Source organism: Arthrobacter crystallopoietes BAB-32, from assembly GCF_000328305.2.
GTDB lineage: Bacteria > Actinomycetota > Actinomycetes > Actinomycetales > Micrococcaceae > Crystallibacter > Crystallibacter crystallopoietes_A.
Window position 1 is genome coordinate 1 of the sequence record NZ_ANPE02000081.1, and the last position, 25,618, is coordinate 25,618.

Below are 25,618 nucleotides of genomic sequence, written 5' to 3' on the forward strand. Positions count from 1 at the left end.
GCCAGCTCCTGGGGCGGGCGGCGGCAGCACAGTTCGTCCGGGCAGCGCGAGGTGGAACGCTCCGTGGTGTCCCGTCCGCGGAACCACTTCACGTGGACGTACGGCACGCCAATGCTCAGCGAGAACTTGCCCGCCGTGGAACGCTCCGTCCGCGCGGTGCACCAGAACGTGCCGGAGGGCGTGTCGGTGTACTGGTTGTAGGCGCTGAACTGGTCCGGAACGTCGAGACCGCCCGGGAGGTCCAGTACCGGCAAATGCTCTGCCCCTCGATGGCGCCGATATGGTCCGAAGGGAACGTGACGCCGTCGTTCTCATAGGCCTTATGAATGATGCCGCTCTCATGCACCTTCTGGAAATGCACCGTGATGCCCAGATGCTCGGTGGCGAGGTTGGTGAAGCGGTGCGCCGCCGTCTCGTAGGAGACCGCGAAGGCGTCGCGGATGTCCTCGACCGCGATCTCCTTGGCGGTCTTGGCATGCTGCAGGAAGTCCACGGTGGCCTTCTCCGGCATCATCAGGGCAGCGGCGAAATAGTTCGTCGCCACCCGCTGGCGCAGGAACTCGGCGTAGCTTTCCGGCGTCTCGTGCCCCAGGACGTAGTGCCCGAGCGCCTGCAGGAGGATGGACCGCGTGCTGTGCTCCGAACGCTGCGACTGCGTGAGGTAGATCCGCATGTTCTTCAGGTCAGTCACGGACCGGGTGGAGTGCGGCAGGTCGGAGACGTTGTGCAGGCTGAAGCCCAGATGCGCGGCGATGTCCGCCACCAGATGGTGGGACAGCGGTCCGGTGGTGTGGCCGACGGCGGCGAGCACCTTAACGGCTTCCTGCTCGATCTCGGGAAAATAGTTGTTCTGCTCGCGCATCTGCCGCCGCAGGTCGGCGTTGGCCCGGCGGGCTTCCTCCGGCGTTGCGATCTGCTCGTTGAGGCGGCGTTCGAGCTCGTTCTGCAGGCCGACCAGGGATTCGAGCACGTCCATCGGGAGCCGCGAGCTGATGCGGATTTTGGGCAGGCCGAGCGACTCGTAGAGCGGGCCCCGCTGGTAGCGCTCCAGCTCGATTTCCAGGGCGGCGCGGCGGCTGGGCGGTTCGGTGCCGAGCAGCTGGTCCATGCTGACTTCGAGGGCCTTGGCGAGCGACTGGAGCATGCCGAGTTTGGGCTCGCGCTTGCCGTTCTCGATCAGCGACAGCTGGGAGGGGGCGGTTCCGACGGCGGCACCCAGGTCATCGAGCGTCTTGCCTTGCGCTTTACGCAAGTGCCGCACGCGGCGACCCAGGCTGATGAGGTCGATGTCGCCGTCGTTAGCGTCCTCCAGTGAGGCCTTCGCGGGACGGTGCCAGCTGGTGGAAGTCATTTCTTGAGGATACGCGAAGAAATGCAAATCTTTCCAGCATTTTGGTCTAGATAGCCCCTTGCAGGGTGCGGAATAGTCGTTTTCACGAAGAAGTTCGACCCCCAAGCCGTAACCCAAGTCACTCGGTGAAACAGCCGGGACAACCAAGGAGAGCAGCAATGACCGCATCATTTGAGCCGGCCCCGCAGACCCCCGAAGAGGCAGCAAAGGCACTGGAGCTCGAGTGGGCCGCCAATCCCCGCTGGGAGGGCATCACTCGCGATTACTCCGCGGCCGATGTCGTCCGTCTCCGTGGCCGTGTCCAGGAGGAGCACACGCTGGCCCGCCGCGGGTCCGAGAAGCTGTGGAAGCAGCTGACCGAGGAAGCCAAGACCGGCCAGTACACCAACGCCCTCGGCGCCCTGACCGGCAACCAGGCGGTCCAGCAGGTCAAGGCCGGGCTGCGCGCCATCTATCTCTCCGGCTGGCAGGTCGCCGCCGACGCCAACCTCTCCGGCCACACCTACCCGGACCAGTCGCTCTACCCGGCCAACTCGGTGCCGCAGGTGGTCCGCCGGATCAACAACGCGCTGCTGCGCGCCGACCAGATCGAGTTCTCCGAGGGCAAGCAGACCGTCGAGGACTGGCTGGTGCCGATCGTGGCCGACGCCGAGGCCGGCTTCGGCGGCCCGCTGAACGCCTACGAGCTGATGAAGTCGATGATCGCCGCCGGCGCCTCGGGCGTCCACTGGGAGGATCAGCTGGCTTCCGAGAAGAAGTGCGGCCACCTCGGCGGCAAGGTGCTGATTCCCACGCAGCAGCACATCCGCACCCTCAACGCAGCCCGGCTTGCCGCGGATGTGGCGGGAACGCCGTCGGTCATTATTGCCCGCACGGACGCCGAGGCCGCCACCCTGATCACGTCCGACGTCGACGAGCGGGACCGCGAGTTCATCACCGGCGAGCGCACCCCGGAGGGCTTCTACAAGGTCCGCAACGGGATCGAGCCCTGCATCGCCCGCGCCAAGGCCTACGCCCCGTACTCCGACCTGATCTGGATGGAGACCGGCACGCCGGACCTGGAGCTGGCCCGCAAGTTCGCCGAGGCCGTCAAGTCCGAGTTCCCGGACCAGATGCTGTCCTACAACTGCTCGCCGTCCTTCAACTGGAAGAAGCACCTGGACGACGCCACCATCGCCAAGTTCCAGCGCGAGCTCGGCGCGATGGGATTCACCTTCCAGTTCATCACCCTCGCCGGCTTCCACGCCCTGAACTACTCGATGTTCGACCTGGCCCACGGCTACGCCCGGTCCGGGATGAGCGCCTACGTCGAGCTGCAGGAACGCGAGTTCGGCGCCGAAGACCGCGGCTACACCGCAACCAAGCACCAGCGCGAAGTGGGCACCGGCTACTTCGACCAGATCTCCACTGCCCTCAACCCCAACGGCAGCACCCTGGCCCTGGTGGGTTCCACCGAAGAAGGCCAGTTCCACTAAAGGAACCCGTACGACGCCGGTGCCCGCCTTCCGCTATAGGCGGCACCCGCCGTCGTACTTTTACAGATTTTTTGAGGAGTGAGTCCCATGAACGACCCGATCACCTTGAACGGCATCACGCTGACCGGCACCTACGTGCGGCGGCAGGAGGAAGTGCTGACCGCGCAGGCGCTGGACTTCGTCGCCCGGCTGCACCGCGCCACGAAGGACCGCCGCCAGGAACTGCTTGAGCTGCGCGAGGAGCGGCGCCGGGCGATCGCCCGCGGCGAGGACCCGAAGTTCCTCGAGGAGACCCGGCACATCCGCGAGGACTCCTCCTGGCAGGTCGCGCCGATCGCTCCCGGGCTGGAGGACCGCCGCGTCGAGATCACCGGCCCGGTGGACCGGAAGATGACCATCAATGCGCTGAACTCCGGCGCCAAGGTCTGGCTGGCCGACATGGAGGACTCCTCGACCCCGAGCTGGTCCAACGTCATCAACGGGCAGCTGAACCTGACCGACGCGCTGGACCGCAGGATCGACTTCACCACCGACGCCGGCAAGGAATACAAGCTGCGCGGCGAGAAGCTGACCGATATGCCGACCATCGTGATGCGCCCGCGCGGCTGGCACCTGCCGGAGAAGCACATGCTCATCGACGGCGAGCCGCTGGCCGGCGGGATCGTGGACTTCGGGCTCTACTTCTTCCACAACGCGCAGCGGCTCATCGCCCAGGGCCGCGGCCCGTACTTTTACCTGCCGAAGATCGAATCGCACCTGGAAGCCCGGCTGTGGAACGACGTGTTCATCATGGCGCAGAACCTGCTCGGCGTCCCGCAGGGCACCATCCGCGCCACCGTGCTGATCGAGACCATCACGGCCGCGTTCGAGATGGAGGAGATCCTCTACGAGCTGCGCGACCACGCCGCGGGCCTGAACGCCGGCCGCTGGGACTACATCTTCTCCGTCATCAAGAACTTCCGCACCCGCGGCCCGCGGTTCGTGCTGCCGGACCGCACCCAGGTCACCATGACCGCGCCGTTCATGCGCTCCTACACCGAGCAGCTGGTCCGCGCCTGCCACCGCCGCGGCGCCATGGCCATCGGAGGGATGGCCGCGTTCATCCCGAACCGCCGCAAGCCGGACGTCAACGCGATCGCCATGGAGCAGGTCCGCGCCGACAAGACCCGCGAGGCCGGCGACGGCTTCGACGGCTCCTGGGTGGCGCACCCGGACCTGGTGCCGGTGGCCCGCGAGGTCTTCGACTCCGTGCTCGGCGACCGCCCCAACCAGGTGGACCGCAAGCGCGAGGACGTCACCCCGGACGACCGCGGGCTGCTGAACATCGCCGGCACCGAGGGCGCCATCACCGAGACCGGCATCCGCACCAACATCGAGGTCGGCATCCAGTACATCGAGTCCTGGCTGCGGGGCCACGGCGCGGCCGCCATCAAGAACCTGATGGAGGACGCCGCGACCGCCGAAATCTCGCGCTCCCAGATCTGGCAGTGGATCCACGCCCATGCCATCACTAACGACGGCGAAATCGTCACCGAGCGCTGGGTGCGGGAACTGCTGGACGAGGAGTTCGACAAGCTGCCAAGGTTTGACGGCGACCGGTTTGATGACGCCCGCGAGATCTTCGAAACCGTCTCGCTCGGCATCGACTTCCCGGCCTTCCTGACCATCCCGGCCTACGAAAATTACCTGGCCGAGAAGGACGAGAAGCCCCGCCGCCGGCGCCAGCCGCAGCCGCAGCGCGAGCGCGAAATGGCCGTCGCCTAACGCACGAAGGGGCCGCACTCCCAAATCCTCCGGGTGCCGCCCCTCCCCCAACCCGTCCGGCGGGCGGTTCCTTCCATCCCGCCCGCCGGCAACCCTCTTTCCGCGGAGCCGCCCGGCCACACACATCGCCACGCAGTCGCCCGAAGACCGGGCGGGCCGGGTGCCCCGCGGAAGCACCTTTAGTATCGGCCCCCGACTTAATCGGTCGCGATCTGCATCCGGCGGAGAACGGTATCGGCCACGCTGTGCTGGACTCGCGGCCGGCCTCTACCGATAGACCTCGCGTCGGTGCCCGATTCGAAGCACAAGGATGAGCAGTTCACCGTCGTGGATTTCGTAGATGATCCGATAATCACCGGTCCTGACCCGCCATTCCCCGCTGCCGCCAACCAGCTGCTTGGCCAGTGGCGGCCGGGGATTCGTGCGGAGGATTTCGATGGTGCGCAGGATCCTGATCTGGGCCGCCCGGTCCAGCTTCCTCAAATGCCGGGCTGCCGGAGCCGCATACCGAACCTCGAAGGGCTCGCTCAAACCTCGATCCCTAGTTCAGCCAAGAGCGCCTCGTGCGAGACCGTCGGCTCAGTCTCCTGCCGAGCGGTCTTCGCAGCTTCTATATCCTCTGCGTCTTCGAGTGCCTCGACTGCACGGCGGAAAAAGGCAATGTCAACGACCGCGGCTACGTCACGCCCGCGGCGCGAGATGGACACTGGCTCGGAGCGTACTGCGTCGAGCAGTTCGGCCCAATGTTGGCGCGCTTCGTTGGAAGGAACAGACCTCATGGAACAATCGTAAGCTTCGTACGATTTGTAAGCTATCGGCCATCAGTGATCCAAGGAGGGCGCTTCGGACCTTGTCGACGAGGGCATCCACCTCGGCTGCAGACGCGGCAGGAAAGGACAGCAGGCATTCGGTCTGGTCGCCGGAGGCGGTAGGCCGGTTGTTGGTCACCCAGCCGAAGCCTCCTTCCGGGATGAACATGATCCGCAGGCCGGAATTCACCCGGAACTGCAGCGGCTCGGGAACCCTATCGTCGGCAAGTTCGCCCACGGGCTGGAAGCTGAGGGCTGCGTAGAAGTCGTAGGCCTGATCTCCCGAGCGGCGTCTTCAGCCTCTGCCAGAAGCCGCGAAGGCAGATGGAGAGCTTGCTCAGCGATATAGGGCGGGATGGCCGCCGCGTAGGTTCGGGGCCGAGCCGACTGCTGGTAGCGCGAGACCGACCAAGCGACGGCGTCCGGTCCTTTCCATTCGAGTTCTTCAGCGCCAATGGCTGGCCATCCACTCGCGACGGCACCTCCCGGGGACGTGTCTCTGCCTCCGGGAACCTCACTCTTTACCGGGTCGGCCCGCCAGCCGTCTGATGATCCGACTGAAGCCATTTCATCACTTTAGCCAAAAGTGATGAAACCAGTCACAGAAGAATAATTACGGGTCGACAAGCGACCGGTTCGCCGGGTCCAGATTCCTTTGTCGCCAGACACCCCCAGCTGCACGAGACCAACCGGTCGGAGCCCAATGTTTGACTGGCAGCATGTTGGTCACGCCGATCTGGTTCCTCGTCGTTGCCTTCGTCGCCATGATCGTCCTCTATTTCAGGGACCGGCGACGGCATAAGCTTCAATCCGCGCCGGTTCTAGAGCAACGCGCCGCGGAACGAACACAGCTGGTGAATGATCACGACAAACAGCATTCCTCGTGGCTCCAACGTCGCTGCTCCTCTACATGCCAGCGCTCCTCCTCCGCCGGGTTCTACGGTGGAGGCCTATGTCGGACAGCGGCAGCCGGCGTTGCTGCAGCCGCCGGCTGGCGCAGGTAGACTCGCAGGCAGTGACACGGGGTGCCCTTGAGGGGCTGAGAAGAAACCCGTTGAACCTGATCTAGTTCGTACTAGCGAAGGGATGTCATGCAGCGGCCGCCGTGCGGTGCGCTGCACCCATCTTTTCGCCTTAGTTTTTAAGGTGGAGAATTTCAATGCAGCTCGCAGAACAAACCGTATTGGTAACCGGCGGTGGCCGTGGACTCGGGGCTCGGATCGTGGCAGCTTTCGCGGAAGCCGGTGCCCGGATCGTCATCAATTACCGCAGCAGCGGCGCGGCCGCCGAGGAACTGGCCACAAAGTTCGGGCCGGAACAGGCCGTGGCCCTGCAGGCTGACGTCACCGATGCCGGACAGGTGGCGGAGCTGTTCAGACGGGCCGAAGCCCACTTCGGCGGCGCCGTGACCACAGTGGTCAACAACGCGCTGGCGGACTTCTCCTTCAATGGAGATGCGCGCTCCGGCGCAGCGAGTATCTCCTGGCCGGAGTTCGAGGCCCAGTTCTCCGGCAGCGTCCGGGGCGCCTTGAACACCACCCAGCAGGCAATTCCCGGCATGAGCGGCCAGCGGTTCGGCCGGATCATCAACATCGGAACCAACCTCTTCCAGAATCCGGTTGTGCCCTACCACGACTACACCGCGGCCAAGGCGGCACTGCTCTCGCTGACCCGGACGCTGGCGGCAGACCTTGGCCCGCACAACATCACCGTCAACATGGTCTCGGGCGGCTTGCTCCGCACCACCGACGCCAGTTCCGCCACGCCGGAAGAGGTCTTCGACCTGATCGCCGCCTCCACTCCGCTGCGCAAAGTCACGACGCCGGAAGAACTGGCCGACGCGGTCCTGTTTTTCGCTTCGCCCTGGGCCCGCTCGGTAACCGGACAGAACCTGATGGTCGACGGCGGACTGGTGATGAACTAGTGGCTGCCCGGCAACTGCACTTCAACGCGTTCCTGTTCGGCTGCGGCCATCACAGCGCAGCCTGGCGCCGGCCGCAGTCCCCCATCGAGCATCTCGGCGACATCGAATTCTACGAGCGGCTGGCCGGAACTGCCGAGCGGGGCCTGTTCGACGCCGTTTTCTTCGCCGACGGCCACTCGGCAGGCGATCCGGGCGCAGGTCCACTCTGGCATCTGGAACCGCTCACGGCACTGTCCGCCATGGCCCGGGCGACCAGCAGGATCGGCCTGGTCAGCACCGTTTCGGCCACGTTCCACACGCCGTTCCACGCCGCACGCATGCTGGCCTCGCTCGACCACATCAGTGCCGGACGCATCGGCTGGAATGTGGTCACGTCGATGTTCGACGCCGAGGCCCGCAATCACGGCCTGGCGGCCATGCCCGGGCATCAGGAACGCTATGACCGTGCCGCCGAGTTCATCGACGTCGCCCTGCGGCTGTGGGATTCCTGGACGGACGACGCCCTTGTCCTGGACCGGCAGGGGTACTACGCGGACCCATCCAGAGTCCGGCCGCTGCATCACGACGGACCGCACTTTCTGGTGGATGGCTCCCTCAACGTGCCGCGCTCCCCGCAGGGCCGGCCTGTGCTGTTCCAGGCCGGCGCCTCGGAGCAGGGACGCGACCTCGCTGCACGCTATGCAGAAGCCATCTACGCCGTCGCCTATGATCTACCCGCTGCACAGGCGTACTACGCGGATGTGAAACGCCGTATCGCCGCAGCCGGACGAAACCCGGACACGGTTGCTGTCATGCCCGGACTGGTGACCTACATCGGGACAACGACGGCGGAGGCCAAGGCCAAGCAGGCGGAGACCGATGCGCTGCTGCCCACGGAACACTCCCTGGCCCAGCTGGGCACCTTCATCCAGCAGGACTGCAGCGACTGGGAACTGGACGCTCCCGTACCACCCCTGCCTCCGGCGTCGGAGTTCACCGGACCGCAGGGCCGCTACGCCACCATCCTGCGGATTATCGAGGTCGAACGGCCCACCGTGCGCCAGCTGCTCGGATGGCTGGCGGCCGGCGGCGGTCACTGCACCATGACCGGCACCCCCGAACAAGTGGCAGACCAGATCGAGCTCTGGTGCACCTCCGGCGGGGCGGACGGATTCAACCTGATGCCGCCGCTGCTGCCGGATTCCCTCGACGAGTTCGTGGACCGTGTCATTCCGGTGCTGCAGCGTAGGGGGCCGTTCCGCACGTCCTATGCGGGCGGCACGCTGCGCGAGCATCTGGGGCTGGACCGACCGGCCGTCGGCGCCCTCGCGTAAAAGCCATCGGCTCGCCAAGGTACGGGACGCCTGTGTGGCGGCATACGGAAGTCACCACCAGCCGGATCCTTTGGCCCCGCTTTGCTAGGCGAGCGAGGCGAGGACCAGGGGCGGCTGGCCGTTCCAGCTGCCGGTGAGGGTGTGGGTGCCGGCGGGGCTGTTGCCGGAGCTGGCGAGACGATTGCCGCCGGCGGCGCTGTCGGCGGCTGCGGGGAGATGGTCGACGGCGAGGGCTACTTCGCCTGCCGAAATGGTGGTGACGCTGCCTGCGGTGGCGGGCATCGCCGTCGTTATTTCCGGCACCTGCGTGCCCGGGGTGCCGGTGCCGCGGACGGTAACGACGGCGGGGATGGGCTCGAGCGTGCCGTCGACGTCGCGGAACACTTCGGCTTGGGGGCGGCCTTCGAGGATGGTGGCGGCGAGGGCGGCGGCGAAGACCGGGTCGGCGGTGGCGTCGTAGATCCAGCGCTGGCCGAGGACGGAGTGCTCCATGGTGCCGGCGAGCGAGCTGTCGGCGCCGGGCAGTGGTGCGCCGCGGTAGGTCAGCGGGACGTGGACAATGCGGCCGTCGTCGAGCTTCAGCAGGTGGGATTCCATTCCGACGGCGCCAGCCGGGTCGTCGAAGCGGTAGGCGCCGAGGTACTCGAAGTCCGGGGCGGTCCCTGCCGCTGCGGAGAACCACGGCTGCTGCGGCAGCCAGGCGGACAGGAGCTCTTGCTTGGTCGGGTTCAGGACTGCGTCGTAGATGATGGCCATGGCTGTAGCCTACGACGCATTCGTGATGATGGAGATGAACTGGTGGGCGGCCGAGGTTGGTGCGGGCTGTCCGGTCCAGACCATCGTGAAAGGGCGGTAGAGCCGGATGCCCTCGATGTGGACCTCGGCGAGAGCGCCGCTGTCCAGGTGTGGGCGGACCAGTGAGCGGCTCACGACGGCGGGGGCTATTCCGCTTGCGGCAGCGCCGGCGATCGCGCCGGTTCCGGTCATGATTGCGGCCGGGGGCGCCAGGTCATCATCGACTCCCGCGGATTGGAGTGCCAGTTCGAGGGTGCATCGGCCGGAGGCCTTATCGTCGCAGATGAGAGGGGTGCGGGCCAGTTCTGCCGGTGAGACGAGGCGATCCTGATCGGCCCATGGGTGATCGGGCGAGACGACGATGGCGAGCGGATCGTTTCGGATCCGCTGCGAGGCGAGGTCGTCCGGAACCTCCGGCGTCTCGATGAATCCCAGGGTCGCCACGTGTCCGCGTACCCGCTTGATGACATCGGCGCTGCTGCCGGAAATGAGGCGGACTGTGGGAGCGTCCGGGGCCCGCCGAAGTGCATCCATCCAGCCGGGCAGGAGCTGCTCCGAGATGGATTGGCTGGCGGCCAGGCAGATATCGGCCGTGTTGCGCAGCGATCGCACGGAGGACGCGAAGGTGTCAGCGGCTTCCAGAAGGGGCCTGGCCCACTCGATGACCAGTTTGCCGTCATCCGACAATGCTGAACCGCTGCGTGTGCGGTGAATGAGTGTCCGCCCCAGACGGCGTTCTGCTAGTTGGATGCGTGCCGAAACGGCCTGCTGGGTCACCCCGGCGTTCTATGCTGCACGGCGGAGGCTTCCCGTCCGATCGATGCTCTCCAAGAGCCTCAATGTTTCCAAGTCTAGGTCCATCAGAACCTCCCTCCTTGCGGCAACCGTACCAAGGGGTCACAAGTCCGCGTTGTCACTAGGCAACTAGAACTTCGTAGCCGTTCCGCCTGCGCGACGGAAGCATGGCTGTTATGAGCGATGCAGCTACCGGGTATCCAAGTGGAGCACTCAAATTCGCCGGCCAGGCCCACCATGCGGCACGCGGACAGCGGACACTGATCGCGATTGTCCAGGTCATGGCCTTGGCTGTCTGGTTCTCGGCGTCGGCTGTGGTTCCGTCCCTCCAGCTCGAGTGGCAGATCAGCCCCGCAGCCGCAGTATGGATCACGGCATCGACCCAAGTGGGCTTCGTGTTGGGCGCACTCGCTTCTGCCCTTGCCAACCTTGCCGACCGCCTGCGGCCGGACTGGCTGCTCGCATGGGCCGCCGGCGGCGCCGCGGCTTCCACGGCCGTCTTTGCGCTGTGGACCAACGACCTTGCCATCGCCGTCCTCCTGAGGTTTGCCACCGGAGTTTTCCTGGCCGGGGTGTATCCGGTGGGGATGAAGCTTATGGCGTCCTGGTCCAGCCCGGCGCAGCGGGGCCGGGCCTTTGGGCTGTTGATCGGCGCCCTCACACTGGGATCTGCGTTGCCGCACCTTATCGGTGCTTTCCAGCTGCCCTGGCAGGCGGTTCTCCTCGTGGCTGCCTGCGTGACCCTGGGCGGGGGCATACTTTGCGCGGCGGCTGTCCGCCCCGGGCCGCTGTTTGAGAGCCGTTCGGTGCGCCTCGATCCGGGGTTCGTGCTGCGCCTACTGCGCAATCGTGCCCAGCGGCTGGTCAACATCAGTTATTTCGGGCATATGTGGGAGCTCTATGCGTTGTGGACGTGGCTGCCGTCATTCATGCTGGCCTCGCACAGCCAGACTTCCCAGTCGGGATGGTCGATTGGTGCAACGGTCTTTTTCTGTATCGGCGTGGCCGGGGTGGCCGGCTGCGTGATCGGTGGTTGGGCCGCTGACCGTCACGGCCGTGCCAAGACGGCGGGACTTTCCCTTGCTCTCAGCGGTGCCTGCTGCCTCGCGTCTGTCGCCGCCTTCAACGCCCCATGGCCGGTCCTGGCTGTCTTCGCGTCCCTTTGGGGAGCTGCAGTGATCGCCGACTCCGGAGTGTTCTCCACACTCTTGACCGAAGTGACTGAACCGGAGCACGTCGGTACCGCCCTGACGCTCCAGACTTCCCTCGGTTTCCTCGTCACGATCGTCTCGATCCAAATCGTTCCGGTCATTTCGGGGTTGGTGGGGTGGCAGTACGCCTTCCTCGTCCTTTTCGCCGGCCCCCTCGCCGGCGTTGCCGCGCTCTCCCGACTCCGGTTGCTGCATGTTGAGACGCGGTCGCGTCCCATTGTCGGAGCTACTCGTGCGCGTTTAGCGAAGTAGCTCCGGAGCTAGTACGTCCGCTCAACGTCGAACTCGAGGGCCGGCAGCGCGGCGCGGCGGCGGACCAGGTCCAGTGCGTGGGCATCCAGCCGCCGGTCCTCGTCGGTGCGGAGCGCGAGCTGCGGGACCTCGGCCGCGTGGCCGTCCTGGTTGCGCGTGACGAACACGGTCATGCACTGGGCGGTGTCGCGCCACTCTCCCCCGCGCGGGTCGCGGGCGCGGACATGGACGGCGATGTGCATGGAGTGCGGGCCGGTGTGGATCATCCGCGCCGACAGGTCCACCAAGTCACCGATGTGGATGGGGCTCAGGAAGTGGATGCCGCCCGAGTACACGGCCACGGCGTCGGCGCCGCACCAGCCCATGGCGCAGGCCCGGGCCACCTCGTCGATCCACCGCATGACGATCCCGCCGTGCGCGTTGCCGCCCCAATTCACATCCCCAGGTGCCGCCAGGAAGCGGAACCGCTCCGCCGGCGTCGTACCTGCGTCCGTGTACTCCTGCGCGCGCATGATGTCGCGGATCTCGCGGCGCGCTTCGACGCGGCCGGCGATGCCGCGGGCCAGGCGTTCCGAGGCTTCGTCGGTCGGCGTCCAGGCCGGCACGGAGCGCGGCCGGCCGTCCTCGTCTACGGCGACGAACACGAGGATGCAGTCCATGGCCGGCTTGAACTGCCGCGAGCGCACGTCGGCGGCGTCGACAGTGATCACGACCTGCATGCTGGACCGGCCGGTGTGCGCGATGCGGGCCTTGACCTCGATCAGGTCGCCGTTGCGGATCGGCCGGGTGAAATGCACGTTGCCCACATAGGCGGTGACGCAGTAGCCGCCCGAGTAGCCGACGGCGCAGGCGTAGCCGGCCTTGTCGATCCACTCCAACACCCTGCCGGCCTGCACCGTTGTGCCGTCCGCGGCAACGTCGCCGGGTGCGGCGAGGAAGCGCAGCGTGATCGAATCTTCCATTCCGACATGGTAGCCCTGCAGCGGGTTGGCGGCCGGCAATGTAAGGCAGCCCACAGGCGTCCGCGGGAGGCGGCCCGCCGGGCGTAGAATTGATTGGCCGCTTTTCCGGCCAGGCCTCCTTCTTCGAAACCTAGGTTTTCTTTCCATGGCTCAGTTCACCCAGGCCCTCGCGCGCGGCCTGAATGTCCGACACATCCGGTTCATGGCGCTCGGTTCCGCCATCGGCACGGGGCTGTTCTACGGCTCCGCCGCGGCGATCCAGGCGGCCGGGCCGGCCGTGCTGCTGGCCTACATGATCGGCGGCGCTGCCGTCTTCCTGGTCATGCGGGCTCTCGGCGAGATGGCCGTGCGGCATCCGGTGTCCGGCTCGTTCGGGCAGTACGCGAGCCGCTATCTGGGGCCGTTCGCCGGGTTCATTACTGGGTGGACGTTCGCGTTCGAGATGGCCATCGTGGCGATCGCGGACGTGACGGCGTTCGGCATCTACATGGGCTTCTGGTTCCCGGAGGTGCCGCGCTGGATCTGGATCCTCGCCGTGGTCTTCCTGATCGCGGCGCTGAACCTGATGCGGGTGAAGGTCTTCGGCGAAGCGGAGTTCTGGCTGTCCATCGTCAAGGTCGGCGCGATTATCGCGATGATCCTGGGCGGGGCGGCGATTGTGGCCTTCGGCTTCGGGCTACCCGACGCCGCCAACCCGGGCCTGGGCACCATGCTCGGCGAGGGCGGGTTCTTCGCGAACGGGTTCTGGGGACTGCTGGCCTCCTTCTCGATCGTGATGTTCGCCTTCGGCGGGATCGAGACGATCGGCATCACGGCCGGCGAGGCGGAGAACCCGAAGAATGCCATTCCGGCGGCGGTGAACACTGTGCCGGTGCGGATCCTGCTCTTCTACGTCTGCACCCTGGCCGTGCTGATGATGATCTTCCCGTGGAACCAGATCGACGGCGAAACCAGCCCGTTCGTGCAGATTTTCGATGCGCTGGGGATTCCCGCCGCGGCGCACATCCTCAACGCCGTCGTCATCACGGCCGCGCTCTCTGCGATCAACTCGGACACCTTTGGTGCCGGCCGGATGATGTACGGGCTGGCGCAGCAGGGGCAGGCTCCGGCGTCGTTCGCCAAGATCTCCCGTCACGGTGTGCCGTGGATGACCGTGGCGACGATGACCGCAGTGCTGCTGGCCGGCGTCGTACTTAATGCCCTGCTGCCTGAATCCCTGTTCACGATCATCGCCTCCATCGCAACGTTCGCGACCGTCTGGGTATGGCTGATGATCCTGCTCTCGCACATCGCGATGAAGCGCGAGATCAGGCGCAAGGGGCTGGCCGCGTCCGAGTTCGGCGTGCCGTTCTGGCCGGTGGCGTCCTACGCGGCGCTGGCGTTCATGGTGTTCATCGTGGTGCTGCTGGGCGTGATGCCGGATACCCGCGTCGCGATGGTGGTCGGCGTGGTGTGGATCGGGCTGCTGTTCGTGGCATACCGGTTCGGGGTCAAGGGCAAGGGGCACGCCCGCGCCGAACTGGTGGACCAGACTGCCGCGGCGCCGGCAGATCCCGCAGGAGCCGAGCAGATCAACGCGGGACGGTAATCCCGCTGCCGGCCGCAGCTGTCCCAATATAAGCAGACAGCCGCGGCCGCAGCTGAGGCTTAGCGCTTCTTCGTGACGGCGGTGATGTCCGAGGCGGCAGCGTCAGCGGCCTTGGCCTTCTTCTCGTTCCGCTTTTCCTTGATGGACTTGGCGGATTTCTTGGATGCGGTCGACCGCGGGGATTTATCAGCCATGGTGGCCTCCTTAGCGGCAGCACGTGATGCTGCGCCCTCACGGGAGCAAGAGTTGCTCCGTATGTTGACCATACGCCACGGCACCTAATGCAGCCCCGGGATACCCTGAGACATGGCGAACAATTATGTCCGGGGTGCCTCGATCACCAGCGCCGCATCGCGGGCCGAGATCCACGACATGCTCACCCGCTGCGGCGCTACTGGCTTCCGCTGCGGATCCGAGGACGGCCGGACGGCGATCACCTTCACCGCCGGCCATCGCCAGTTCCGCTTCGTTTATGTCCCTCCCGGCTCCGAGGGTCCCGGCACTGGGAAGCCGGTTCCGGGGGCAAAGTCCCATGAGGACGCTTCCCGCCGGTACTGGCACAAGCTGTCCATGCTGATCCAGGCGAAGCTCGAAGCCGTGGCGGCCGGCGTTGCCACCTTCGAGGAGGAGTTCCTCGCGTACATGGTGGTGCCCGGCGGCGAGACAGTTTTCCAGAATGTGGAATCGGGGATCGCCAAGGCTTACGCCACCGGTGTCCGGAGGGCATTGCTGAACGACGGCGGCAGGTAGCCGTAGGGGATTTTCGCACCGGCGTTTTCGGCAGGATTCTGCCGGTCAAGGCACCTCAGGGTCTGCACGCGGACCTTTCCCCTCAAATCGGCATTTTTCTGCCGATTGGTTAGATTCTTTCTATACGGAGCAGAATCACTCCATATGGGCGGCAGGACGAACAACCTCCGGACAAGGCATTGGGCAGATTTCGCGGCCACCCTGGATCTACCTCAGCGCGCCGCACGACGACTGGACACCCTTGCGCTCAAAGCAGCGATCGCCGTCGATCTCGCCTCCCTGCCGTTCGGCGGATTCCCGCTGAACCATGCCCAGCGGGAACTGCGCCTGCGGCGCCAGGTAGAAGCAGTCGCCGGCTAGCGCTGCCTGCCGGGACCCGGGGCCTCCTCAGGCGAGGAGGATAATGGATTGTTGCGTGGAGCAAGCATCGAGGGCAGGTCGAGGAGAGGAACGAGGTCAAACGTGGGCGTTGAACCGGCAGGCAGGCTGTGGACCAGGGACTTTGTCCTCGCGATCGTGACGAACCTGTTCATCTCGATGGTCTACTACCTCCTCATGGTGTCAATGGCGCTCTACGCCGTGGAACGGTTCCGGGCCTCGGACAGCGCGGCCGGCTTCGCGTCCAGCTCCTTCATCCTCGGGGCGGTCGTGTCACGGCTGTTCAGCGGCAAGCTGATGGAGGTGGTGGGCCGCAAGCGTCTGCTCATCGTGAGCCTTGGCCTGTACACGCTGCTGTCCTACCTCTACATTCCCAGCGGTTCGCTCGAGCTGCTGCTGGCGCTGCGGCTGCTGCACGGCATGGCGTTCGGGGCGGGCAGCACTGCGCTGGCGGCGGGCGTCCAGGGGCTCATCCCGCCGGCGCGGCGCAGCGAGGGCACCGGTTATTTCGGGGTTTCGACGACGTTGTCGACGGCGGTGGGCCCGTTCCTGGCGGTGCTGCTGTCCGCGGGCGGCAACTACGACGGCATCTTCTGGTTCTGCACCATCTCCTCGATCGCCGCGCTGGCGGTGGGCCTGCTGGTCCGCCTGCCCGAACGCCGGCCTGCCGCCGTCGAAATTCCTGCACCGGAGGATCCCGCGGCTCCCGGTCCGGTTCCGCCCGTGCACAAGCGGCGGCGGCTGGGCCTGACCTCGTTCGTCGACCCGGATGCCCTGCCGATCTCACTGGTCACGCTGCTGGGCGGCTTCGCCTACTCCGGCATCGTCGCGTTCCTGACTTCCTACACCCGGGAGGAAGGGCTGGATTCCGCAGGCGCTGTGTTCTTCCTGGTCTACGCGGTCGCGGTCCTGGTCTCCCGGCTCTTCGCCGGACGGCTCCAGGACCGGCGCGGGGACAACATGGTGATGTATCCGCTGCTGCTGGTGTTCGCGGCGGGCCTGGCACTGCTCGCCGTGGAGCCCAGTCCCGTCACGATCGTGCTCGCCGCCGTCGGCACCGGGCTGGGCTTCGGCGGCCTGATGCCCGCGGTGCAGGCCATCGCGGTCAAGGCGGTGCCGGAGGCGCGGATCGGCCTGGCGACTTCCACGTTCTTCGTGATGCTCGATGTCGGCGTGGGCTTCGGCCCGGTGCTGCTGGGCGTCTTCCTGCCGCTGACCGGATTCGCCGGCATGTACGCAGTGCTGTGCGCCCTCGTGGTCCTCACGATCGGGGTGTACCTGCTGGTGCACGGCCGGAAACCGGTGTCCCGCCGGCCCGGGGCGGCAACTGCAGTCGGGGATGCGGGTGCAGGCATTTCCGGCTAGACTCCCCGCAATCCCCGCACGACCGCCGCAAGTCGCAATCACTCGGGAGGTTTGAGGTGCCGGACACCACTTGCCACATGTCGATCTCGCTGGACGGCTTCGTCGCCGGACCGGACCAGAGCCGCGAGGACCCCCTGGGCAAGCGGGGCCTGGAGTTGCACGGCTGGCACATTGGCGACCCGCGAGCCAACGATGCGGATGAGGCCGCGAACAAGTGGCTCATGCGCCCGCGGGGCGCATATGTGATGGGCCGGAACATGTTCGGCCCGATCCGCGGGGACTGGGATGAGGAATGGACCGGGTGGTGGGGCTCCGAACCGCCGTACCACGCGCCGGTGTTCGTGCCGACCCATTACGGACACGACCCGATCCGGATGGACGGCGGGACGACCTTCCACTTCGTCACCGAGGGCTTTGACGCGGCCTACTCCGCGGCATGCCAAGCAGCCGGCGACAAGGGCGTGGACATCGCCGGCGGGGCCTCGACAGTCCGGCAGGCACTGACCGCCAATGTGATCGACGAACTCACCCTCGACATCGCACCGGTCCTGCTCGGTTCGGGCGAGCGCATCTTCGACGGCGTCGAATCCTTCGGCTTCGAGCCCGTCGAGGTTCTCCACTCACCACTGGCTACCCACATCCGCTACCGCCGCATTGGCTAACTCCGCTGGGACGAGGTGCCGTTATCGGCTACTGGCTCGGAATCATGCGGGACAACATGCGAACCGGGGTTTCTAGTAGTTTCCGGAGAGCGCGAATTCAGCCAACAGGGTTTTCACATGATGGGCAAATGCTGGAGCACCGGCATCCACCAAGGCATGAGTCAGGCTTTTGCTTGAAGGTCGTCCTGCCCAGTAGCTCAGCTGCCTTTTGGTGGCGGCCCGAACTGCGTCAGGTCGCCGTTCATTTATGAGGCAAAGCATCTCGTCCGGACTGAAGATCTCGAATTCGAACCGTTCGGAGAAGGGCTCAAAGTCCGAATAGTTGGCTGTCACCAAGTAGTCCACGCTGCCGTGCGCGGCGGCTGCCAGTACATGAGCGTCGAATTTGTCGTTGCTTTCCAAGAGACCAGGATCGATTTCATAGCCGATGATCATGGCGTCGGGAAACGATTCTGTAAGCCGCCGCCGCCAGCCGCCGATTTGTTGCTCCGACCAGCCGGGGTGTTTGCGCCGAATATGGTACTGGTACTCCGACATCACGTCTTCGCTCCAATGCAAGGAGATGCCTTCGATGCCGGCATTCAAGGAAATAAGGCTGAACCAGTCACGCAGGGTGCGCGAAAAGAGTACGTTGGCGTCTAAGAAGATGCGCGTGGCCCCCGGTTGCATAGACTCAGCCTATGCACGGCCGGGAGCCACGTTCGGAATTTACTCCCCGAAACCCGTAGCGTCTTCGAGCTCTCGGAGTTCGTCGAAGGACTTGCGCTGGTGGTCCAGCCGCTGTTCAGCAAAAGTGCGAAGGTCGGAGCGGTTGAAGCGGGTATGCGAACCGACCTTGTGGGAGGGAATCGTTCCCTTCGCCGCCAGCTTGAGCAGTGTTGGCCGGGATATGCCCAGGACCTTTGCGGCTTCAACACTGGTCAAGGCCTTTGGTAGCTGGGTGAGGCCAATTGACTGTCCGGAAGCCGCTAGCCGAAGAACTGTCTGAAGCAAGTTGCTCAAAGCCTCCGGCACGACGACGGCCTCTCCAGTACTGGACTCGATCCGGATTAGAAGGTCCTTGGGATCGATCTCGTGAAAATGGCGTGAAACCTCCTGCGCCTCCTTGCTTTGGGAAGAAGTCACATCGATGGTTCGAACGTTTTGAATGGCTGTGAGTGCACCCACCACATCTCCTTTCAGTTATTTCAATCTTCACGCCTAAGTGAAATAAGTGCAAGCAACTGCGGATACCGCTCTTGGGCCGGTCGGAACCTGAGGGGATGGTTGCGGGCCAAAGGAATACCGCGGACGGCGTCAATGTTGACGTGTCCATGAAGATTGAGATTTGGTCTGACGTTGCCTGCCCGTGGTGCTTCATTGGAAAGCGCCGCTTCGAGAGCGCCCTGGAAAACTTTGAGCACAAGGACGGGGTGGAGGTCCAGTGGCGCAGCTACCAGCTGGACCCTTCGCTGCCGGAGCAGTATGACGGCAGCGAGACGGAATACCTGAGCCAGATGAAGGGCATGCCGGAGGCGCAGGTCCGCCAAATGTTCGACCATGTGAAGACCCAGGCCGCGGGCGAGGGCCTGGCCTACGACTTCGACAAGGTGGTGGTGGCCAACAGCTTCACCGCCCACCGTTTCATGCACCTGGCGAAGGAGCACGGCAAGATGGACGCAGCCAAGGAGGCGCTGCTGTCCGGCCACTTCGAACATGGGGAAAACATCGGCGACATCGACTACCTGGTGCGCACCGGCGTCGTTCTTGGCCTGGACGAGGCGGAGGTGCGTGGGGCGCTGGAGGGCGACAAGTACGCTGCCGAGGTGCGCGCCGACATCGCCGAGGCCCGTGCGCTGGGCGTGACCGGCGTGCCGTTCTTCGTGCTGGACCGCAAGTACGGGATTTCCGGCGCGCAGCCGGCAGAGGTGTTCGCGCAGGCGCTGCGCCAGGCGTGGGGTGAGCGCTCGCCCCTCACCGTGCTTTCGGGCACTAACGACGACGGCGCAACCTGCGGTCCGGAGGGCTGCAACTAAGCTTGAGGTACTTCGAGGGCGTGCCTGCCACCGCGGGCACGCCCTCAGTGCTGCCGCTGGGATAATGGCTGGCGGCGGAAACGTGGCGCGTAGGAACATGGCGCGCAGGAACGGCGAGAGGAACAGATGAGCGGGAGCGGTCGGACGCCGGGACGGCTGTGGACCAAGGACTTCATCCTCGCTTTCACCGTCAATTTCTTCATCGCGATGGTCTTCTACCTGCTGATGACCTCGATGGCGCTGTATGCGCTGGACCGGTTCCGGGCCTCCGACAGTGCGGCCGGCCTGGCCTCGAGTGCCTTTGTGGTCGGCTCGCTGATCGCGCGGATGTTCGCCGGGCGGCTGCTCGATGTGGTGGGCAGGCGCCGGATGGTGGTGGTGAGCATGGCGGCGTTCGTGGCCGCCTCGCTGCTCTATCTTCCAGCCGATTCGCTGGTCCTGCTGATCGTCCTGCGGACCCTGCACGGCATGGCGTTCGGCGCCGGGACGACCGCGCTGGCCGCCTCGGTGCAGTCGCTGATTCCGCCGGAACGGCGCGGCGAGGGCACGGGGTACTACGGCGCCTCGACGACGCTGTCCACCGCGATCGGCCCGTACCTGGCGGTGGTGCTGGCCGGTAACGGCGGCTATTCCGGCATTTTCTACTTCTCGCTCGCGAGCTCGGTGGCGGCGCTGGCGGTGGCGCTGATGCTTCGGCTGCCGGAGCGGCCGCGGACGCCGAGGACCGCGGGGGCCAGGCGGCGGGTTCCACGGCTGCGTCTGGGCGACATGGTCGATCCGGCTGCGCTGCCCATCGCGACCGTGATCCTGGTCAGCGGCGCCGCGTTCTCCGGTGTGCTGAGCTTCCTGACCTCGTACGCCGAATCGCGCGGCAATGCCGGCGAGGCGGGCACGTTCTTCCTGATCTACGCGGCGGCGGTGCTGGTCTCGCGGCTGTTCATCGGGCGGATCCAGGACCGGCGGGGCGACAATGCCGTGATGTATCCGATGATCGTGGCGCTCGCACTGGGCTTGGGCATGCTGGCGCTTGAGCCGAGCACGCTGACGATCGCCGCGTCGGCCGTGCTGACCGGTCTGGGCTTCGGCACGCTGACCACCAGCGGGTTGGCGATCGCGGTTTCGGAAACGCCGGACATGCGCGTCGGCACGGCGACGTCGACCTTCTACCTCATGCTCGACGCCGGAACGGGCGTTGGGCCTGTGGTGCTGGGGCTCATCGTGCCGCTCATTGGCTACGCCGGCATGTACGGGATACTCGGCGCAGTGATGCTGGCCGCCGTCGTTCTTTACTACTTGGTGCACGGGCGAAAACGCCGCGGCCCCCGGGCGGCGCTAGGCTAGTCCGGTTGCCCGGGAAGCGGGCGCGGTCCTGGGCGGCCGGTTGGATGGATAACGCCGGGAGGAAAACCTCCCGCCGGAGTGTGGGGAGCAGTTCGCGTGGACCTGTTGGCCGGAGTCAGCATCGATGGTTTCAAGATGCTGAGCTGGGTGCTGGCGCTGGCCGTTGGTATAGCCGTCTGCTTCTGGCCGCGGAAGCGGCACTGGGCCGCCCTTGATGCAGTGCTCGTGTGGACCGCCGCCAATGTCGGCTGGGGGATCTATGTCCTGATGCACCGGGGTGATGCGCGCTGGCCGGCCGACAGCCCGCTCTCGGCGCCGTCGCTGTCCGGGACGCCGCTCGTCGGCGAGTACCTGGGACAGCTGGACTCCTGGATGGACGGCGTGGTGAACGGGGTCAACGACCTGCAGCACCTCCAGGCGGCACTCGCTGTGGCCATGGACTTCTTCACGCTGGCCGGATGGGGCTGCCTGGCGGCGGTTCCGGCAGCGGCTATTGCGGTCGGGGGCAGCATCCTTGAGCAGAAACGGCGGAAGAAAGAGATCGTCCGCTACCGGGACGCGGTGGACGACCTGCAACGCCAGCTCGCCGAGGTCAAGCGGTTCGTGAACTACCCGGGCTGAGCTACTCGCTGGGGGTCGGCTCCGGGGACAGCTGCGGGCAGCTGAGCGGGCCGGGGGTCTGGTCCACGCGGTTCTCCGGCACGAGCTCCTTGAACTCCTCGCCCAGGATCACGTCCACGCTGGCGTCCGTGCGCTCGTCCACCCGGTATTCCGTACCCGGAATATTGCGCTGGAGGTTGAACGCGTTAGCCGCGCCCTCGGGACCGGAAATGATCGCCGCGGTGATCCGCGTCCGGGTGAACTCCTTGGAGGCGACTTCCCCCACCTTGTAGCCGCGGTCGGCGAGCAGGCCGGACACATCCCCCGCCAGGCCTTCCCGGTTAGTGGAGTTGAAAACGTTGACCGTGAAGGAGCCGTTGTCCGGGTAGTCGAAGGGTCCGGCCGGGCAGACCTCAGGCGCGGTATCGATGGGCGGCGGGTCCCAGCCTGGAATCTTCAGGTCGCCGCGCATCACGGCGAGCGCGGCCACGACGGCCGCGACCAGCAGGAACACCAGGAACACCAGCACGAAGCCGTGCAGCACGCGGCGCCCGTCGATCTCAAGGCGCCCCGCCTCGCCGTCGTCCGGGAAGGTCCGGTCCAGGTCCTCTTCGGTGATGATCCGCTGCCCGCGCAGGCGCAGGATGTCCTTCGGCTTCCGCTTGGGTTTGGGCGGCGGGCCGCCGTTCTCAGTCATTGATCACGAGCACGCGGGCGTGCAGCAGCGCGCGCTGGTGGAGGGCGGTGCGAACGGCGCGGTGCAGGCCGTCCTCAAGGTAGAGCTCGCCGCGCCACTGGACGACATGCGGGAAAAGGTCGCCGAAGAAGGTCGAGTCCTCCGCCAGCAGCGCGGCCAGGTCCAGGGTGCTCTTGGTGGTGATGAGCTCGTCTAGCCGTACCTGGCGCGGCGGCACGCTGGCCCAGTCCCTCGGGCTGTCATAACCATGGTCAGGATAGGGGCGGGTGTCGCCCACGGCTTTGAAGATCACCAGTCCAGCGTAGGGAAAGCACGCGCCGAACGGAACTTGCCCCGCCCGGCGCGTGCCGCCGTCGTTCCCAAATGGTTATGACGCAACCAGCTTGACCCTGCGCTCACCGAGCACCTCGTCGGTGATCCAGTGCCGGAATTCGACGACCACCTGGTACTCCCCCGCGTACGGCGGCTCGAGCAGCAGGTCCCAGCGCTCGGCCGAACCGCAGCGCAGCAGGCTGGTCATCATCGGATAGCCCGCTTCCCGGCAGGGCTGGGAAGGACCCGTCGGATCGTGGGTATCGCGGAACGGCCGGCCGTCATGCGCAATGCACTCCGCCATCGGCACCGGCTTTCCGCTGGAGTCCAGGAACCGCAGGACCATGGGGAGGTAGTTGGCGTTCAGCAGCCGCAGCAGCGTCGGTTTCTTGCTGCCGCCCTTGACGTTGGCGCGCATGGACTTCAGGCTCCACACCGATTCCCTGCGATTTGGGCGCCGGGCCAGTTCGCCGCCGAGCAGGTAGAAGTGGTTCGGCCGGAAATGGTTGAGCCCCGCATCCTCGCCGGAAAGGCCGGCCGCGTGGTGCTTCTCGTGCCACGGGGTTGCCATCGAGTACGGCACCATCAGGGTTTCGGTGTCGATGTCGTACTCCGGCCCGTCCACGAACGCCCGCCGCGCGCCGGGGGTGACCGGGTAATCCGGGTGCACGATCGGGTCGATGATCAGCGGCGCGAACATGCCCATCTGGACATGCAGCGTGGTGTTGACGTGGCAGTGGTAGAAGTACGTGCCGGCCGTGCCCCAGTTCGGCTCCCCCGGGCGGCCCGGCTCCGGCACCCACTGATAGGTGTACTCGCCGGCGATCTCGAACGAGGTGTGCCCGACGCCGTCGTTGCGCGGGTCCGGTTCCATGCCGTGCCAGTGGATGGTGTGGTTGCCCTTGCTCGGCTTGAAGTGCGCCTGGAAGATCTGCCCCTCCTGCACCCTGGCCAGCGGGCCCGGGAACTGCTCGCGCTGGTTGTCGGTTTCGAAGCTCCACATCTCCACTTCGGCGCCGTCGTCGAACCGCAGGTCCGTGCCGTAGAACGAGATGTCATAGAACACGTCCGGCGTCTTCTTGAACTCGGTGACCGGGTTGTTCTGTTCGTTCTGGCTCGAGCTGAAGTCCACCTGGCTGTCGAAGTAGTGCCGCGGCTCGATCTCCGGCACCTGGCCCTCTTCCGCTTCTCCGTCCGGGGACGACGGCGGCTCCTCGGGTTCCGGCCCGGCCGTTTCAGTGGACGTGGGGTCCGGTTCCGTGTCTTCGGGTTCCTCGGTTTCGGGCGTCGTGGTGTCCGGATCCTCGGTTTCCCCGGGGTCCGTCCCGGTGCCGTCGGTGGGATCCGGCTGCTCGGGCTCCGGTTCCGGATTCGGTTCCGGATCCGGCACGACCGGCGGGGTGACCACGGGCGGGGGCTTGGGCCGGTTGGCCTCCGCCTCCTCGCGCCGGCGGCGGGCTTCCTCTTCCCGCTTCCGCCGTGCCTCCTCCTCACGCTTGCGCTTGGCCTCGGCCTCGCGCTTGCGCCTGGCTTCTTCCTCCCGGCGGCGTTTGGCTTCGGCCTCGCGGCGCTTCTTCGCTGCCGCCTCGCGCTTGCGCCGCTCCTCCGCGGCCCGGCGCATTGCCTCGTCGCGGCGGCGGCGGGATTCGGCCAGGCGCTTCTTGGCTTCGGCCTCCCGCTTTTTCCTGGCGGCGGCTTCCTTCCTCCTGCGTTCAGCTTCCTTCTTCTGCCGGGCGGTCAGCCTGGTGGGAAGCAACGATTCGATCATGATGTCGCCCCTTTGAGTGGTGCCTTAATGAACCAGTGGGCGGTCAGTCCGCCCGGATACATGCCGCCGGCGGCTGTCTGAGAGGACTCGGAGTGGCAGTGCATGGGATAGCCCCAGTCGGAGTCCCGGGCGTGCCACACTTCGTCGATGGCGTCTGGCGGCCGTTTGATCGGGATGATGGCTGCCTTTGATTCCATGGCCTTGAGCCGGATGACGTCCTCCCACTGCTGGAAGCAGAGATAGCCTTCCTCGTCGACGTACCCCTCGCCGCGGTCCCAGTCCTCGTTGTCGCAGCGCAGCGTCCAGAGGTGGTTTCCGTGGAAGTGCATCTGGTGGAAGACGATGCCGCAGTTGACCATGCGGACCAGCTGGCCGCCGCGGAGCGAGCCGATTTCGGAGCCTTCACCGAACTGCCGGACATCGAACTGCCGCGGGTAGCCGGAGATGGTGGTCTCCTCATCCGCGGCGCGGTTTATCTTGTCGTCCCGGGTCATGCCCATGGACTCGAAGCCGCTGCGGCCGTTGAGCGTGAAGTAGCGCGGCACGGCCGGCTGGCGGAGGGGGTCCACCGTCCCGCCCTTGGCCTCGATGTTGGCCCAGACCGGATCCACCGCGTGCGTGAGCCAGATCCACTGGCGCTCGAACTCGGCCAGCCCGGGCGCGATGCACCAGGCATCGGATGGATCCATGACCACCAGCGCGCCGTACAGGCCCAGCGTACGCTCGACCGGCTGGTTACCCGGATCACTGTAGATGTAGGTGCCTGGATCCGGCGCCTTGAGTTCCAGCAGCTTGTTCGCCCCGGGGGCGATCTTCCCGGTGGTGACGTCGCCGCCGTCTTTCCCTGCACCATGGATGGCCAGCTCGTGGTCCTTGGCCAGACGGTTGTGCACGCGCAGCTTGATGGTGGCGCCCTTCTCCGCCACGATCACCCGTTCGGGCATGAAGCTGCCCCAGTAGGCCCGGCGGATCAGGTACTGGCCGGCGTTGGCCGGATCAGGACGCAGCGGAAGCGGCGTGCCGCGCGGGGGCTCCGGGGCTCCCACCGGGTAGATCCGGCTTGCCGCCAGGCTCCCGTCCTTGAGGAAAACGTGAGGCTTGATGGCCAGGCTTGGCTCGGCGTCGTTCTTTTCGGTGGGACGGTCGCCGAATCCCCGGTGGTAGACGAGTGAATCGTCCACCATTTTCAGGTAGCCCTCGTTGATGTAGACGTCGAGGATCTCCCCCTCGTCCTTGGCGTCCTCCTCGGCCTCTTCCGCGGCTATGGCCTCGGGTTCTTCGGCCTCCTCCGTCGGCAGTTCCTCCGGTTCGTCGGGCTCCTCGGCCTCTGTTTCCGTTTCCGGCTGCTCCGTAGCCTGCGTGACGGACCCGGTTTCGGTCTCGATATCCGCTTCGGCCTCGGCCTCGGTCTCGGCCTCTGCTGCCTCCGCAGTGGACGCTGGCGCCGGGGTTGGCGTCGCCGTCGCGGCCCGGGCGGGCTGGGCGCCGAAG

At 66.2% G+C, this 25,618-nt stretch carries 25 protein-coding genes, 1 pseudogene and 1 riboswitch; of the genes and pseudogenes, 13 read left to right on the forward strand and 13 right to left on the reverse strand.

Features of this window, described 5'->3' with window-relative positions; all coding sequences use genetic code 11:
- Positions 1-1,378 (reverse strand): annotated as a pseudogene (locus D477_RS05300) (helix-turn-helix domain-containing protein); the annotation flags it as partial.
- 131 nt (positions 1,379-1,509) lie between these two features.
- Between D477_RS05300 and aceA the strand changes: the two are divergent.
- Entirely contained in the window at positions 1,510-2,826 is a 1,317-nt protein-coding gene (gene aceA / locus D477_RS05305; protein ID WP_005267874.1) for an isocitrate lyase, read from the forward strand.
- Positions 2,827-2,913: 87 nt separating this feature from the next.
- Positions 2,914-4,590, forward strand: a complete 1,677-nt coding sequence (gene aceB, locus D477_RS05310; RefSeq protein ID WP_005267875.1) for a malate synthase A — start codon at positions 2,914-2,916, stop codon at positions 4,588-4,590.
- 267 nt (positions 4,591-4,857) lie between these two features.
- Here aceB and D477_RS05315 read toward each other — a convergent pair whose 3' ends face one another.
- Positions 4,858-5,121 carry a type II toxin-antitoxin system RelE family toxin gene (locus D477_RS05315; RefSeq protein ID WP_005267876.1) on the reverse strand — a complete coding sequence of 88 codons (264 nt, stop codon included), beginning with the start codon at positions 5,119-5,121 and terminating at the stop codon, positions 4,858-4,860.
- Positions 5,118-5,369 (reverse strand): type II toxin-antitoxin system prevent-host-death family antitoxin, encoded by a 252-nt coding sequence (locus tag D477_RS05320; protein ID WP_043845765.1) that lies wholly within the window; start codon positions 5,367-5,369, stop codon positions 5,118-5,120. Before D477_RS05320 ends, D477_RS05315 begins: the two co-directional genes overlap by 4 nt.
- Before the next feature lie 1,041 nt (positions 5,370-6,410).
- A riboswitch (TPP riboswitch) is annotated at positions 6,411-6,503 on the forward strand.
- Between the two features lie 55 nt (positions 6,504-6,558).
- On the opposite strand from D477_RS05320, the gene D477_RS05325 reads away from it, so the two are divergent.
- Both D477_RS05325 and D477_RS05330 read left to right on the forward strand, forming a co-directional pair.
- Positions 6,559-7,323, forward strand: coding sequence for a 3-oxoacyl-ACP reductase (locus tag D477_RS05325; protein ID WP_005267877.1), 765 nt, complete (start codon positions 6,559-6,561; stop codon positions 7,321-7,323).
- Positions 7,323-8,636, forward strand: coding sequence for an LLM class flavin-dependent oxidoreductase (locus tag D477_RS05330; protein ID WP_005267878.1), 1,314 nt, complete (start codon positions 7,323-7,325; stop codon positions 8,634-8,636). The genes D477_RS05325 and D477_RS05330 overlap by 1 nt, the downstream gene beginning before the upstream one ends.
- A gap of 84 nt (positions 8,637-8,720) precedes the next feature.
- On the opposite strand, the gene D477_RS05335 is transcribed toward D477_RS05330, so the two are convergent.
- Positions 8,721-9,392: a CG0192-related protein gene (locus D477_RS05335; RefSeq protein WP_005267879.1), complete on the reverse strand. Its 672-nt coding sequence runs from the start codon at positions 9,390-9,392 to the stop codon at positions 8,721-8,723.
- A gap of 9 nt (positions 9,393-9,401) precedes the next feature.
- Positions 9,402-10,208 (reverse strand): LysR substrate-binding domain-containing protein, encoded by an 807-nt coding sequence (locus tag D477_RS05340; RefSeq protein WP_081608479.1) that lies wholly within the window; start codon positions 10,206-10,208, stop codon positions 9,402-9,404.
- A gap of 194 nt (positions 10,209-10,402) precedes the next feature.
- Here D477_RS05340 and D477_RS05345 point away from each other — a divergent pair, with 194 nt between their 5' ends.
- Positions 10,403-11,689, forward strand: a complete 1,287-nt coding sequence (locus D477_RS05345) for an MFS transporter (RefSeq protein WP_005267881.1) — start codon at positions 10,403-10,405, stop codon at positions 11,687-11,689.
- 8 nt (positions 11,690-11,697) lie between these two features.
- On the opposite strand, the gene D477_RS05350 is transcribed toward D477_RS05345, so the two are convergent.
- Positions 11,698-12,651 (reverse strand): acyl-CoA thioesterase, encoded by a 954-nt coding sequence (locus tag D477_RS05350; protein WP_043845773.1) that lies wholly within the window; start codon positions 12,649-12,651, stop codon positions 11,698-11,700.
- Positions 12,652-12,796: 145 nt separating this feature from the next.
- Between D477_RS05350 and D477_RS05355 the strand changes: the two genes are divergently transcribed.
- Complete coding sequence (locus D477_RS05355; RefSeq protein WP_005267883.1) at positions 12,797-14,239, forward strand: amino acid permease; 1,443 nt, start codon at positions 12,797-12,799, stop codon at positions 14,237-14,239.
- 59 nt (positions 14,240-14,298) lie between these two features.
- Here D477_RS05355 and D477_RS23520 read toward each other — a convergent pair whose 3' ends face one another.
- A complete protein-coding gene (locus D477_RS23520; RefSeq protein ID WP_005267884.1) occupies positions 14,299-14,433 on the reverse strand; it encodes a hypothetical protein in 135 nt (44 codons plus the stop codon).
- 112 nt (positions 14,434-14,545) lie between these two features.
- Between D477_RS23520 and D477_RS05360 the strand changes: the two genes are divergently transcribed.
- The 4 genes from D477_RS05360 (at position 14,546) to D477_RS05375 (ending at position 17,394) form a co-directional block, all read left to right on the forward strand.
- Positions 14,546-14,989: a hypothetical protein gene (locus D477_RS05360; protein WP_005267885.1), complete on the forward strand. Its 444-nt coding sequence runs from the start codon at positions 14,546-14,548 to the stop codon at positions 14,987-14,989.
- Between the two features lie 144 nt (positions 14,990-15,133).
- A complete protein-coding gene (locus D477_RS05365) occupies positions 15,134-15,349 on the forward strand; it encodes a hypothetical protein (protein ID WP_005267886.1) in 216 nt (71 codons plus the stop codon).
- A 102-nt stretch (positions 15,350-15,451) separates the two neighbouring features.
- Positions 15,452-16,732, forward strand: a complete 1,281-nt coding sequence (locus tag D477_RS05370; RefSeq protein ID WP_005267887.1) for an MFS transporter — start codon at positions 15,452-15,454, stop codon at positions 16,730-16,732.
- Positions 16,733-16,809: 77 nt separating this feature from the next.
- On the forward strand, positions 16,810-17,394 hold the full coding sequence (locus tag D477_RS05375) for a dihydrofolate reductase family protein (protein WP_005267888.1): 585 nt from the start codon (positions 16,810-16,812) through the stop codon (positions 17,392-17,394).
- A gap of 72 nt (positions 17,395-17,466) precedes the next feature.
- Here D477_RS05375 and D477_RS05380 read toward each other — a convergent pair whose 3' ends face one another.
- Both D477_RS05380 and D477_RS05385 read right to left on the reverse strand, forming a co-directional pair.
- Positions 17,467-18,063, reverse strand: a complete 597-nt coding sequence (locus tag D477_RS05380) for a PIN domain-containing protein (RefSeq protein WP_005267889.1) — start codon at positions 18,061-18,063, stop codon at positions 17,467-17,469.
- A gap of 39 nt (positions 18,064-18,102) precedes the next feature.
- Positions 18,103-18,561, reverse strand: coding sequence for a helix-turn-helix domain-containing protein (locus tag D477_RS05385; protein WP_005267890.1), 459 nt, complete (start codon positions 18,559-18,561; stop codon positions 18,103-18,105).
- Between the two features lie 146 nt (positions 18,562-18,707).
- On the opposite strand from D477_RS05385, the gene D477_RS05390 reads away from it, so the two are divergent.
- The 3 genes from D477_RS05390 to D477_RS05400 all read left to right on the forward strand — a co-directional run bounded on the left by D477_RS05390 (position 18,708) and on the right by D477_RS05400 (position 21,371).
- A complete protein-coding gene (locus D477_RS05390) occupies positions 18,708-19,409 on the forward strand; it encodes a DsbA family oxidoreductase (protein ID WP_043845775.1) in 702 nt (233 codons plus the stop codon).
- Between the two features lie 126 nt (positions 19,410-19,535).
- The gene (locus D477_RS05395) at positions 19,536-20,750 is read left to right on the forward strand and encodes an MFS transporter (protein ID WP_005267892.1); all 1,215 of its coding nucleotides are present in this window, start codon (positions 19,536-19,538) and stop codon (positions 20,748-20,750) included.
- Between the two features lie 96 nt (positions 20,751-20,846).
- On the forward strand, positions 20,847-21,371 hold the full coding sequence (locus tag D477_RS05400) for a hypothetical protein (RefSeq protein ID WP_005267893.1): 525 nt from the start codon (positions 20,847-20,849) through the stop codon (positions 21,369-21,371).
- A gap of 1 nt (position 21,372) precedes the next feature.
- On the opposite strand, the gene D477_RS05405 is transcribed toward D477_RS05400, so the two are convergent.
- The 4 genes from D477_RS05405 to D477_RS05420 form a co-directional block, all read right to left on the reverse strand.
- A complete protein-coding gene (locus D477_RS05405) occupies positions 21,373-22,047 on the reverse strand; it encodes a LytR C-terminal domain-containing protein (RefSeq protein WP_005267894.1) in 675 nt (224 codons plus the stop codon).
- Positions 22,040-22,339 (reverse strand): type II toxin-antitoxin system VapB family antitoxin, encoded by a 300-nt coding sequence (locus D477_RS05410; protein ID WP_005267895.1) that lies wholly within the window; start codon positions 22,337-22,339, stop codon positions 22,040-22,042. The genes D477_RS05405 and D477_RS05410 overlap by 8 nt, the downstream gene beginning before the upstream one ends.
- Before the next feature lie 75 nt (positions 22,340-22,414).
- On the reverse strand, positions 22,415-24,127 hold the full coding sequence (locus D477_RS22580; protein ID WP_005267896.1) for a multicopper oxidase domain-containing protein: 1,713 nt from the start codon (positions 24,125-24,127) through the stop codon (positions 22,415-22,417).
- On the reverse strand, positions 24,124-25,618 hold a 1,495-nt coding region (locus D477_RS05420), incomplete at its 5' end, for a multicopper oxidase domain-containing protein (RefSeq protein WP_005267897.1). The genes D477_RS22580 and D477_RS05420, both read right to left, overlap by 4 nt.

What these genes read in the sequence shown, in the direction of transcription:
- D477_RS05395 (WP_005267892.1), top strand. Translation starts at nt 19,536, where the DNA reads ATGAGCGGGAGCGGTCGGACGCCGGGACGGCTGTGGACCAAGGACTTC.
- D477_RS05380 (WP_005267889.1), bottom strand. Translation starts at nt 18,063, where the DNA reads ATGCAACCGGGGGCCACGCGCATCTTCTTAGACGCCAACGTACTCTTT.
- D477_RS05375 (WP_005267888.1), top strand. Translation starts at nt 16,810, where the DNA reads ATGTCGATCTCGCTGGACGGCTTCGTCGCCGGACCGGACCAGAGCCGC.
- D477_RS05390 (WP_043845775.1), top strand. Translation starts at nt 18,708, where the DNA reads ATGAAGATTGAGATTTGGTCTGACGTTGCCTGCCCGTGGTGCTTCATT.
- D477_RS05365 (WP_005267886.1), top strand. Translation starts at nt 15,134, where the DNA reads ATGGGCGGCAGGACGAACAACCTCCGGACAAGGCATTGGGCAGATTTC.
- D477_RS23520 (WP_005267884.1), bottom strand. Translation starts at nt 14,433, where the DNA reads ATGGCTGATAAATCCCCGCGGTCGACCGCATCCAAGAAATCCGCCAAG.
- D477_RS05345 (WP_005267881.1), top strand. Translation starts at nt 10,403, where the DNA reads ATGAGCGATGCAGCTACCGGGTATCCAAGTGGAGCACTCAAATTCGCC.
- aceA (WP_005267874.1), top strand. Translation starts at nt 1,510, where the DNA reads ATGACCGCATCATTTGAGCCGGCCCCGCAGACCCCCGAAGAGGCAGCA.
- D477_RS05335 (WP_005267879.1), bottom strand. Translation starts at nt 9,392, where the DNA reads ATGGCCATCATCTACGACGCAGTCCTGAACCCGACCAAGCAAGAGCTC.
- D477_RS05360 (WP_005267885.1), top strand. Translation starts at nt 14,546, where the DNA reads ATGGCGAACAATTATGTCCGGGGTGCCTCGATCACCAGCGCCGCATCG.
- D477_RS22580 (WP_005267896.1), bottom strand. Translation starts at nt 24,127, where the DNA reads ATGATCGAATCGTTGCTTCCCACCAGGCTGACCGCCCGGCAGAAGAAG.
- D477_RS05320 (WP_043845765.1), bottom strand. Translation starts at nt 5,369, where the DNA reads ATGAGGTCTGTTCCTTCCAACGAAGCGCGCCAACATTGGGCCGAACTG.
- D477_RS05350 (WP_043845773.1), bottom strand. Translation starts at nt 12,651, where the DNA reads ATGGAAGATTCGATCACGCTGCGCTTCCTCGCCGCACCCGGCGACGTT.
- D477_RS05325 (WP_005267877.1), top strand. Translation starts at nt 6,559, where the DNA reads ATGCAGCTCGCAGAACAAACCGTATTGGTAACCGGCGGTGGCCGTGGA.
- D477_RS05405 (WP_005267894.1), bottom strand. Translation starts at nt 22,047, where the DNA reads ATGACTGAGAACGGCGGCCCGCCGCCCAAACCCAAGCGGAAGCCGAAG.
- D477_RS05355 (WP_005267883.1), top strand. Translation starts at nt 12,797, where the DNA reads ATGGCTCAGTTCACCCAGGCCCTCGCGCGCGGCCTGAATGTCCGACAC.
- aceB (WP_005267875.1), top strand. Translation starts at nt 2,914, where the DNA reads ATGAACGACCCGATCACCTTGAACGGCATCACGCTGACCGGCACCTAC.